Source organism: Providencia sp. PROV269 (genome assembly GCF_028477785.1).
Taxonomy (GTDB): domain Bacteria; phylum Pseudomonadota; class Gammaproteobacteria; order Enterobacterales; family Enterobacteriaceae; genus Providencia; species Providencia rettgeri.
Genome location: NZ_JAMPLV010000020.1, coordinates 105,473 through 116,806 on the forward strand (window position 1 = coordinate 105,473; position 11,334 = coordinate 116,806).

The 11,334-nt window shown below is 38.9% G+C and carries 10 protein-coding genes; 9 read left to right on the plus strand and 1 reads right to left on the minus strand.

Going from position 1 to position 11,334, the window contains the following annotated elements:
- Positions 1-248: 248 nt before the first annotated feature.
- The 9 genes from PR683_RS19100 (at position 249) to PR683_RS19140 (ending at position 10,885) form a co-directional block, all read left to right on the plus strand.
- The gene (locus PR683_RS19100) at positions 249-431 is read left to right on the plus strand and encodes a hypothetical protein (protein ID WP_004915146.1); all 183 of its coding nucleotides are present in this window, start codon (positions 249-251) and stop codon (positions 429-431) included.
- Positions 432-667: 236 nt separating this feature from the next.
- On the plus strand, positions 668-1,687 hold the full coding sequence (locus tag PR683_RS19105; RefSeq protein ID WP_109912617.1) for a hypothetical protein: 1,020 nt from the start codon (positions 668-670) through the stop codon (positions 1,685-1,687).
- Positions 1,687-2,832, plus strand: coding sequence for a BamA/TamA family outer membrane protein (locus PR683_RS19110; RefSeq protein ID WP_164528331.1), 1,146 nt, complete (start codon positions 1,687-1,689; stop codon positions 2,830-2,832). The genes PR683_RS19105 and PR683_RS19110 overlap by 1 nt, the downstream gene beginning before the upstream one ends.
- Entirely contained in the window at positions 2,832-3,977 is a 1,146-nt protein-coding gene (locus PR683_RS19115; protein ID WP_109912619.1) for a DUF4056 domain-containing protein, read from the plus strand. The genes PR683_RS19110 and PR683_RS19115 overlap by 1 nt, the downstream gene beginning before the upstream one ends.
- A gap of 491 nt (positions 3,978-4,468) precedes the next feature.
- Positions 4,469-5,278, plus strand: a complete 810-nt coding sequence (locus PR683_RS19120; RefSeq protein ID WP_109912620.1) for a protein bax — start codon at positions 4,469-4,471, stop codon at positions 5,276-5,278.
- 511 nt (positions 5,279-5,789) lie between these two features.
- On the plus strand, positions 5,790-7,208 hold the full coding sequence (locus tag PR683_RS19125) for an MBOAT family O-acyltransferase (RefSeq protein WP_117163011.1): 1,419 nt from the start codon (positions 5,790-5,792) through the stop codon (positions 7,206-7,208).
- Entirely contained in the window at positions 7,195-8,364 is a 1,170-nt protein-coding gene (locus PR683_RS19130; RefSeq protein WP_109912621.1) for an SGNH/GDSL hydrolase family protein, read from the plus strand. The genes PR683_RS19125 and PR683_RS19130 overlap by 14 nt, the downstream gene beginning before the upstream one ends.
- The gene (locus PR683_RS19135; protein ID WP_115166486.1) at positions 8,336-9,562 is read left to right on the plus strand and encodes an SGNH/GDSL hydrolase family protein; all 1,227 of its coding nucleotides are present in this window, start codon (positions 8,336-8,338) and stop codon (positions 9,560-9,562) included. Before PR683_RS19130 ends, PR683_RS19135 begins: the two co-directional genes overlap by 29 nt.
- A gap of 501 nt (positions 9,563-10,063) precedes the next feature.
- The gene (locus PR683_RS19140) at positions 10,064-10,885 is read left to right on the plus strand and encodes a helix-turn-helix domain-containing protein (protein ID WP_109912623.1); all 822 of its coding nucleotides are present in this window, start codon (positions 10,064-10,066) and stop codon (positions 10,883-10,885) included.
- A 72-nt stretch (positions 10,886-10,957) separates the two neighbouring features.
- On the opposite strand, the gene PR683_RS19145 is transcribed toward PR683_RS19140, so the two are convergent.
- A partial coding sequence (locus PR683_RS19145) for an Ig-like domain-containing protein (protein ID WP_272526728.1) occupies positions 10,958-11,334 on the minus strand: 377 nt, incomplete at its 5' end.

The following is an 11,334-nucleotide window of genomic DNA, read 5'->3' on the forward strand; positions in this document are numbered from 1 at the left end:
GACCTATTAATAAGTGACTGTGGCGAGGATATCAGCTTATATTCATTAAGAATATTGTGATTATTCTTAACAAACTGAGATTGTGATTTGATCCTTCGTATTGCAACTAAGTTAACAAATAATCATTATTCGACAATCAGTTATTCTACTTTTCATACGGTATTGACTGAGGCACAATAATGCTCTTTCTTTAATTTGCTTTATATTGATGAAGCAAAAAGTTCTATTTCAATAAAGGTAATTCAAATATGGCTGATTTAACCAAAGCACAAAAAGAATATGTCGATGATCTCGCAATGCAACGCGTTTTCGATATGAATAGCGATGAAGTGTTGGTCAACGCCTTAGAAGAAAAAATTCACCAAATGGAAGACCATTTGAAAGCCTATTTTCATGAGCGTGTTAAGTTTCATCAGCAAACTAAAAAATAGCCTTTTGCCTGCTCCGTGCCGGTATTGTTTATTATATCGGCACCTGCCCTATCCCTTTCATACAACCATTTTAAATGAATAATAAACGCGCATTTATTTAGCTCAATTTACCAACAAAAAAGCATTAAGCGCCATCTAAAAATGAATTTCTAATGATAGAATTCTAATCATCACTGTACGACTAATAACAATTTATCTATTACACTCCTTTATTGTCCAAATATTGAGCCAATTTTATGAAACGCATTCAATTCAGTACTGCACTGATCCTTTCTTCTATTATGAGCATGTCTGTGAGCTTTGCCGATAGTGATCGTCCGTTATTTTCGGTCTCCGTGAGTGAGTCTGGAGTACCACAAAATAATAGCGAAGGCGGCATTACTCGTTCTTCTACCACAGAGTCACGAGTACTGCCGATTTGGGGCGATGAGGCCCGCGCTCGAGGGTATGATTTACCGGAACCTTTTGGGATCGGCTATGGATATATGAACCTACGTCAAGATATAAAAGTTGATAAAATAGCCTTTAAATCAGAAAAGGGCGTAAATATTCCTTTTGTTAAATTCGATTTAAATGATGATTTAATGATTAAAACAGGACATACACGCAGTAAGAATGAATCACATATGCTAAAACTCGATACTTGGGTCTTTCCATTTATGAACGTATATGGCGTTTATGGAAAAACCAAAGGTACATCAACCACAAATCTTGATAGCGTAAAAGCTCGAGTCAAAATTTTTGGCAAAGAGAATATAATTGATATCGGTAAAAATCTGCCTTTTGAATTAGATTATAAAGGAAAAACGTATGGTGGTGGTGTTACCTTCGCTGGTGGGTATAACCAATTCTTTAGTACATTAGATTTTAACTATACCAGAACAAGCCTTGATATCTTAGACGGTGACATTACTGCTTTTGTTGTAACTCCTCGAGTTGGTTATGAATTTATCTTTGAACCTTTGATCCCTGGTCAAGGTAATACAAAACTACAAATTTGGACTGGTGCCATGTATCAAGATATTACCCAACGATTCAAAGGTGATATTAGTAAACTAGATTTACCGCCTGAATTGAGTGGGTTAATGGCATTAGCACCAGACGATGCAAAATTCGATGTTAAACAGCATCTTGCCCATAAATGGAATAATACTGTCGGTGCTCGGGTTGAACTCACTCGAAACTTTAATGTGTTAACCGAAATCGGTTTTAATAACCGGAATAGTTTTTATATTTCTGGGGAATTCCGTTTTTAATGTGGCATTCGGCAATTATTCAAAGGCTGGTCTTGCTCAGCCTTTTTATTATTTTTCCTGCTAAAGCTGATTTTCTTCCTGACCGCCAGCAAATCGATGGCTGGCTAAACGATCTCGGTGGGGAAAATAGCTTTGATGAAAGTAAAACTGTAGATTGGGGCATATTACCAGGGCCATTTTATACCCCCGAAATGGGCATTGGTATTGGCACCGCACTGGTTGGTTTATATCGAATAGATAAAGAAGATAAACAAACCCAGCCATCTTCTATTGGCTTAAGCGGTTTTGCGTCGTCGACCGGCGCATTTGGCTTAAATTTTACCAATTATAATTTTATTGATAACGACCAGTGGCGGTTATTTGTTTCCGGCACCATTAACAATATTCCCACTTATTATTGGGGTAAGGGATATTCTGCAGGGAAAAATGATCACAATAAAGAAAAGTACCATTCTCAAGAGTTCCAAATAACTCCAAGAGCCTTATACCAACTGACTGATTCTACTTATGTAGGGCTCGGTTGGAACTTCTCATCAATCAATGCCAGCGATCCTGATGATGGTGCGAAACAGTATTTCTCCAAGTCAATTGGGGGCCGTTCGGTGTTAAATTCAGGCATCAGTGCATATTACAGCTATGACACACGAGATTTTCTACCCAATGCCTATCATGGGCAAACTTTTGAGGCTGTTTATACTTATTTTACACCTAACCTTGGTAGCGATACACGCTTCCAAACCACCCAATTACAATATGCCTATTACCATACCTTAGCCGAAGAGACTGTTATTGCATTCGACAATTATGCAAGGTTTTCAAGCGGAAATGTACCGTGGAACCAGCTATCATTACTCGGTAATGGCAACCGTATGCGCGGGTATTACGAAGGCCGTTATCGTGATAACAATATATTCACCAGCCAAATAGAACTCCGCCATAAACTCGATTGGCGCCATGGCGTTGTTGGTTGGTTAGGCACAGGAACCATGAGCGATACTGCGTCCGAATTAGGTCAAGGGCATTGGTTGCCCACCGTAGGTGTTGGCTACCGTTTTGAATTTAAACCAAGAATGAATGTTCGCTTGGATTTAGGTGTCGGCCGCAACAGTACCGGGGTGTATTTTCAGGTTGGGGAGGCATTTTAATGTTCAAATGGGTTCTGGCAATGGGGATTGCGCTTTTATTAGCCGCCTGCCAAAGTCATGACAAACTGGAATTGCCTGCCATTGAGCCTGTAATTACCCCCTATACTTTTGAAGCGGCCTCACAAGCTTGGCCTGTGGTTGCTTCCTTAGCTCCTCCACAAGGTTTGCGCGCTTGCTGCGCTTTTGGCTACAACTTGCAAGCTGAACTGTGGGGATTACCTGTCCCGTTTTACACTATCGATAATATCGTTGAAGCAGATAGCCTCGGTGAACATCATTATAATGACAGCTTTTTAGGTGCCTCTGCTGCATTAATGGGGCTCAGTAATGAAAAAATAGGCTTACTCTATACAGATAAAAGCGGGTTTATTGATATTTCCCATGTCAGAGATACTGCAGATTATACTTTTTACTTATTTAGCCAAATTTACCCACGCCTTGGTCAACAATGGTCGCTGTCACTTAGTGAAGAGTTAGCGGATAGACAAATTCATTTCAGTGCATTTGAACCACCACAATCTGCCAAACAACGTTATACCCTAAGCGCCTACTTAGCCGCAAAATTGGCTTTCCAGCTCGCGGTATGGCATGAAATTGCCCAGTGGTATGGTTATCAATCTGTACCAGGATTTTCCGAAGGGATTTCCGCATTTTCCCCTGAAGACCTGTACTCAAATTTACTGGGTTCCCGCCTCGCTTTAACTTTGATACTACAAGGCCGAGCAGACTCTTTAGCCACTTATTCTCAATCAATGGAAAATATTCTTCCACTGGCACTTCACCAGCTCGGTAGCAAAGATAGAAAAACCACGCGAAAAATATTTGATAGCGTTGATGGTTTATGGTGGAACAGTTACCGTAGAGTTCCGGAGAAATTTCTTGTTTTAACAAGAGATTACCAAACAAGTGACCAACGTTACCCTCTGATGCCTCCACAAATTATGCCGTCTGAAGGCTTATTTTTAACGTTGCCTGATCGCTATCTCAAATATGATTTGTCATTGCTCGCACAACTGCGTTTGCTCCCTACTGATGATATGAAACTGCTCCCCAAACCAACTTCTTATTGGACGGTGTCAGATTTTCAACAGCTAGCGGACGATGCGAAACAACAAGATTTACTGCAACAAATTTTAAAACCTTAAAAGACCTATTTATGATATCCATATTAATCACTCAATAAATCTTTGCCCTGACATTACCGTACTTAAAATTTAAGCTAAATATCACTTTTTACTCATTTACAGATAATAATTTTATTTCACTTTTGTCACCTCGATAGGCTTTAATAAAACGATGGAGATCTCATTTTGGTTAAAAAACAGCCTATCAACTGCTTATTTTTCAGACAAAATAACCCTATAATAACTACATGAACTGTATGCTTTTTACTCAAATTTAACTTAAGCGAAGCTCAGTCACCACAAAAATGAACAGTTTAATTTATTATTCTTCATATGAAAATATACCAATAGAAACTTTACACCATTTAAAATCAGTTCATTCATAATAATATAAAAAAGTCTACAAAATAATACAGAAATTTCCCTAATGTCACCCGGATAAATGTAGCTCGTAAAAAATTAATCTGCTAATATTCGCTCGAATTTTGTTCAGAGATACTTAGGAGAAGCAAATGCCCTCTCGAACGATGAGGACAAACGCCGTCTTCGCTTTCTTATTTTTACTTTTATTTTCGAGCCTGAGTATGGGCTCCACCAGTACCAGCACAATGCTCAATAAAGAGTATACTAATAAAACTGTGCAACAGAATGTAAGTCAGGCTAAAACCTCACTCCCTGATTTACGTAAATACCCTTCTGGTACACCTCGAAAGAAAGCATTTTTGAAAACGGTTGTCCCTGTTATAGAAAAAGTGAATAAGCAGATCATGGCTGAACGTACTTGGTTGTTATCAGTACGAGCTAACAAGAAATGGAGCGCCCAAGAATTGCGCCGTCTTGAGCAAATCTGTAATAGTTATGGTATGAAGTGTAGTAACCCAAAACGTTTAAATTGGGACAAACTATTGAGTCGTGTCGACATCATGCCAACGCACTTAGTTGCAACACAAGCAGCAACAGAGTCTGGCTGGGGTACTTCACAACTTGCTCTGCAAAACGGTAATTTATTTGGTATGCGCTGCGGTAGCGGCTGCCAAACTAAGAAAGGTAAAGTCAAAGGCTATTCTTCCTATACTTCTGTAGAAGATACTGTGACTGCTTATATGAAGAACATGAATACCCATAATGCTTATGAGTCACTGCGTACTTCACGAGCAAAGCAACGCCTATCAAAAGATGAGCTAGATACTAAAAAGCTAATCAATGATATGAAAGGGTACTCAGAGTTAGGTTCAACCTATAACCGCTATTTACAAGAGATGTACGCGAGTAATGAAGAATTGATTACACAAGCTCAACAAAGAGCAGCCACTCGCATTTAATTTTGTATCACCAGGTACAAGACATAAAAAAAATCCACTTCGTTAAGTGGATTTTTTTATTGTTTTTTAGATTGACTCTATTGCTCTAAATAGTTCGAATGGTGGCGAGGTGGCAAGAGAGGCTCCCTACAGCCAATTAAATGCATTACTTGTTTTTTTGATGGTTTTTATTCGTTATTTTAGATTGACTCTATTGCTCTAAATAGTTCGAATGGTGGCGAGGCGGCAAGAGAGGGCCCCTACTACCAATCAAATGCATTACTTGTTTTTTGATGATTTTTATTCATTATTTTAGATTGGCGCTATTGCTCTAAATAGTTCGAGTGGTGGCGAGGCGGCAAGAGAGGCTATCCCTAGGAGCATACATAAGTATGTGACTAGGGTAGCTGAACGTAGCCAACAAAGTCACCGCTCGAAATATGACGAGCAATATTCTGATTGCATAGAAAAAGAGATCAAATATCATATACCCTCACCTTCTAACAAAATAATTAACATCTTTGAGTCTAATATGAATTTCTTCTCTTTTGAGTTTCTTGGCTCTTTCTTAATTTTTTTTCTTATTTATTGGGGTTGTCAGCCCAGTGCAAAACTACAGAATGGCTTATTAATCACTGCTAGCTATTTTTTTGTTTATTCATTTAGCCCTGACTTTGCTTATATTTTATTTAGCTACACACTGATCATTTATTTGCTTACCAATGTGGCAACTAATTGGCTCTCTAGTCGATGGATATACGGTATTCTTACCGCCGTCATTATTGTTTTCTTTACCACCTTTAAATATTACTCATTCTTTCAAGAGACTATCCAACAAACACTCGACAAATTTGGCTTTAGTGTTGGTCTTCCTATATTGGAGATACTCGCACCTCTTGGCCTCTCATTTTATGTATTCCACTCGGTAAGCTATACGGTATCGGTTTGTCGCAAAGAAATTCCCAAAGCCGATTTCTTTGACGTGACACTATATCTTGCATTTTTTCCCAGCATCGTCGCGGGGCCAATCAACCGTGCGAAGAACTTTCTTCCTCAAATACAAGCTGAAAGCCGTGAGGTTTTAGATCCTCGAAAAGCCATATTGCTTATCTCATTAGCACTGGTGAAATTGTTTTTATTTAGCTCTTACTTATCTGAAAATTTTGTAAACCCTGTCTTTGATGCCCCTGTGGGTTACAGTGCGGGAGAGATTCTAATAGCAACCTATGCGTATGCTTGGAATATTTACTTTAACTTCTCTGGTTATACCAATCTGGTGACAGGCATCGCGTTATTATTAGGGTTTAGAGTTCCTGTTAACTTTAATGCGCCTTATTTAGCTGCAAATTTAAAAGAGTTTTGGGCTCGCTGGCATATCAGCTTATCAACCTTTATTCGCGACTACATTTATATTCCCCTTGGCGGTAACCGCAAAGGTTTTAGTCGTATGAACACTAATGTATTCCTTGCTATGGTCATTTCAGGGTTATGGCACGGTGCTGCAATGACATTTGTGGTATGGGGGGCCATTCATGGATTAGGGATTGTATTGCTCAATCTTAAGAATTTATGCATGGAAAAATTAGGATGGACCCAAGTGATCCCTAATAAAACATTATCAGTTTGGGTGTCGCGTATTATTACTTTCCATTTCGTCTGTTTTGCTTGGATCTTCTTTCGCAGCGCCTCATTTGATGATGCCCTGTTAATGGTCAATCAAATCATTGCCCCTGGTTTTATCGCTTCTATTAATGCAAGCTTGGGGCTATTAGTCGCATTTTGGCTACTACTGATTACCTACCCTTATTTTGTACAAGCCTACCATTATGTAGCGAAAAAATACCAAACTATTCCTTGGTATTATTACCCTATTCCGCTCGCGATTATTCTAACCATTATGTTTATGCTTTCTCCTTCAGGTATGCCGGGGTTTATTTATGCTAACTTCTGAGTTTAAAAATACCCTCATCAAGGTTGGGCAGATTTTATTTATTGTCCTCGTTGCCGGCCTATTATTAATTTGGTTGAATCAAAGCTCACTAGAACGATTTTGGCAGCAGAAATATCACCAAGATACCCCATGGGCAAAAATGGCGGGGAATCCTATCTGGGATTATGGAGCTTATTTACATGATGGTGCACTTGAAGCGGGAAGCCTATTTACTTACTACGCATCAGGGCAAAAAGCGCAAGAAGACAAGCAAGCGGCAGAAATCGCATTGGCCAATAAAGACAAAACACTCAGTTTTCCCACCGAGTTTCAAGTTGGCCTTCATTTTGTGAATGGCTATATTTATCCAGCTGAAAGCTTATCGATTACCTTCCCTGAACGCCTGAAACGACCACAAGCTAGGGAGAAAAACCCCAAAATTAACTTTGGTGGTTTTACTATCAAAAAAGATCAGCCTATCGTGCCAAAACATGTAGCCAATATTGAAAAAGGCCAACAAGTCCTGTTTGCGGGGGACTCCATGATGCAAGGTGTTGCTCCACATGTTAAAAACATGCTCTTGAAAAAATATAATATTGATAGCATTAATCTAAGCAAACAAAGTACAGGATTAGCATATCCACGCTTTTTCAATTGGCCACAAACCATTGCCAAGGCATTGAATGATAACCCGAACATTAAGGTTCTCGTCGTTTTTTTAGGACCTAATGACCCTTGGGATATGCCACCACAAACGGGTTATAAATACGTCAAATTTAAAAGTGAAGATTGGGAAAAAGTGTACCGTGAACGGATTAGTGATATAATATCGACCGCTCGCCAGCACAATGTTGATGTTATTTGGGTTGGCCCCCCTAATATGCGTAAAAATACGCTCTCCGATGGTATGAAATTCTTGAGTAGCCTCTACCAATCTGAAGTTGAGGATAACGGCGAAATTTACTTTTCTGTCAATGATGTCTTTAAATATAAAGGCGATACCTATTCTGACTATATCGGTGATGCAAGCAGTACAATTAAATTGCGAAGTGGTGACGGGATCCATTTCAGCGGAAAAGGCCAACAATTGATTGCTGAAAAAGTATTCTCACTCATTCATTTCGAAGAAGAGGAAGAAAAGGAACCTCATGAAACTGAACAAACTGTGTCAAGCTAAGTCCAAAATATTGGCGGGTAGCGTGATTGCGCTTTTATCGCTGGGCTTATTGTCTTGCCAGAACACATCAGACAAAACACGTACGACTAGCCTACCCAAAGGCCAGTCTGCGGTTGCACAAGGGCAGTTGATCAATAACGCAGAGCCTAATTTGCCACTGCTGGCGAAAAAGCTACGCCAAGGCAGCCAACAAGTGCACATCGTCCAAATTGGTGATTCACACACCGCTGCTGACTTTTTCAGTGGCAATTTGAGAACCTTGTTCCAGCAACGCTATGGGGATGCGGGCCCAGGCTTCATTCCACCTATTTCAGTACCGGGACAACGTACAGCAACCATTAACCGTATGAGTGAAAAGAAAGAGTGGTCTCTGGCTTCAAGCCGTAAAGATGAGCGCTTTGACTACCCACTTGGTGGGCTAATTGCCGAACCACAAGCTGCCAACAGCAAAGTGGTGCTTAAGCCTTTACAGCCGGCGCTAGGGGCTTACCAGCTACAAACTCTCTATCAAAGCGCAGGAGATTCACAAATGCGTGTCGCTCCAGCTGTTTCCCCCAGCGTTGCATTACCCGCCACGGGGAACCAGTGGGTCTTTTCATCCCCTGTAAATACCCAACTTCCTGCTCAGGTTACTGTTAATAAAGGTAATGGGTTAAAAATCGGTGGGTGGTTAGTGCGTTCGCAAAAACCAGGGGTGATGCTTTCAGCGCTTGGGCTCAATGGTGCAACATTGAGTATGGCTGATAAATGGCAGCCACAGTGGAGCGAAACTTTAGCTCAAATGTCGCCTGATATGGTGATTCTAGCTTATGGAACCAATGAAGCGTTTAATGATACGTTAGATTTAGCCGCTTATGAGCAAAATTTACGTGCCAAAATCCGCTTAATTCGCCAACAAATGCCCAACAGCGTTATTTTACTTATCGGCCCGAATGATTCACTTAAATTTAATAATGCAGCGAGTTGCCAAGCACAAATGCCAGTAAATTTAACGAGTGTGATTCAAATTCAAAAGACGGTTGCTGCTCAGGAAAATACGTTATTTTGGGACTGGCAAGCCTTTATGGGTGGCCCTTGTTCAATTCGCACATGGGCAGCGCAAGATTTAGCCCGCCCAGATAATGTTCACCTTTCTGTTGAAGGGTACAAAAAGAGTGCTCAAGGTTTATATAGTCAGTTAAGCCAAATATTGAATTAATGACTGACTCAATGCACGATAAGGCAGAGGTATTTTCAACGTACCCTGCCTTTTTATTGACTACTATTTTTAATATTTATCGCCTAATAGTGGCTATTTCACTTTAGCTTTTTTCTTACTTATCTTTTTGTCACTCTAAAAATCCAATTCCAATTTTAAAGCTAAAATAATTATTTCAAATAAAAACAACAAATTAAAAACGTCACTCTCGGAATACTACTGACTAATTTCGAATTTATTTTTCCTTCTAAAAAACATAAAAAATCGTGACCATTAATTAAATCAATATACACTGCATAAAATTAGTATCCCTGCGTCCCTTCTAGTAAACCACATCGCATACGCTGAGGTTTATAAAGCAAGGAGGTAATGACAAACCGCTTTTCATCTTATGCAAGCTCAGGGTTTGTTGTTAAAAAATGGAAACCGTGAACAATTCTTTGACACAACCAGAATAATTTTACGGTAGTAATCGTAGGTAATATTTATTTAGGTTCAAAAATGTCGACTAATTTCTGTGTAAAATCGTTTCATACCTATATTGAAACCCTATCAAATAAAATAAAAAATAGCTTTTATCTAACTCACTCCCTACTCTTTAAACTGAGCTCGGGTGAAATTGACATGCGAATAGAAGAAGGCCCATGGCAAAAACTGACAGCCTCAGATATTTGTTTTCTTCCTAAAGGAGTATCAATTGAGATAATTAATCGTGATAGTCAAAATCTGCTAGCTGTAGATGTACTTCCAATGACCACAGATATGTTAAAATCCTTTTATCAACAACAATCTGCATTATTTATTAATAAGAAAAAAACTTCATCAGTTAGTCAAATCTGTTGTACTAACTTACAAGAAAACCCAATTATTGAAAATGTATTTAACTCTGCCATTAAAGAAGTTAACTCACCTACCAACCATAATATTATTCATATTCATTTAAATTTTATTCTGTCATTTTTTTTACTGGTGAATGAATTTACCCCTACATTATATGCATCAATAAATATTTCGATAAAAGATAAAGTATATGACTTAATTTTTCATAGTGCGGGTAAGCAATGCCATACTCTAGATACTATCGCGAAAAAACTTCATATGAGTTCTTCAACACTTAAACGACGACTGGCCAGTGAATATACCAGTTTTTCCAAAATTAGCTTAATGTCGCGAATGAATAAAGCGATGATATTATCGAAAACAGAAAATATGCCTATGTCACGTATTGCTCAAGAAGTTGGCTATGATGATATTCCTTATTTTTTACTGGCATTTAAAAATTTTCACGCACAATCCGCAGCAACATTTTCGCTCTTCAAATAGTTTATAATTTAAAATGTTAAGCCTCATCATTTATTATGATGAGGCTTAACGATATTGTCTAAAATCTCTTCACTAGAAATTGTGATTATCAATATCTATTTGAGATATCGTATTATCAACTACTGGAATATCTGTTAGCATCACCACGTTACTTTCTACTGGTGTCGATGCAGGGATTATTGATGCATCTGGCAGGGTTGAATCTATCGTAATTTTGCCTGTAATTTTCTTATCACTAAAATTACCCGCAACATCTTTCACTTCAAGAGTATATTGATAGGAACCATCAGTCAGTGGGTTAGTGACCGGAATTGTCCATTGACCCTTTTTATCGGCATTTACATGATAAGTCTTCTCATCGATAGTGAGCTCAACGAAAGCACCAGCTTCGGTCATTCCACTGAATTTTGGCTTGTTATCGTTGGTAAGATTATCACCTTTTGTACCGG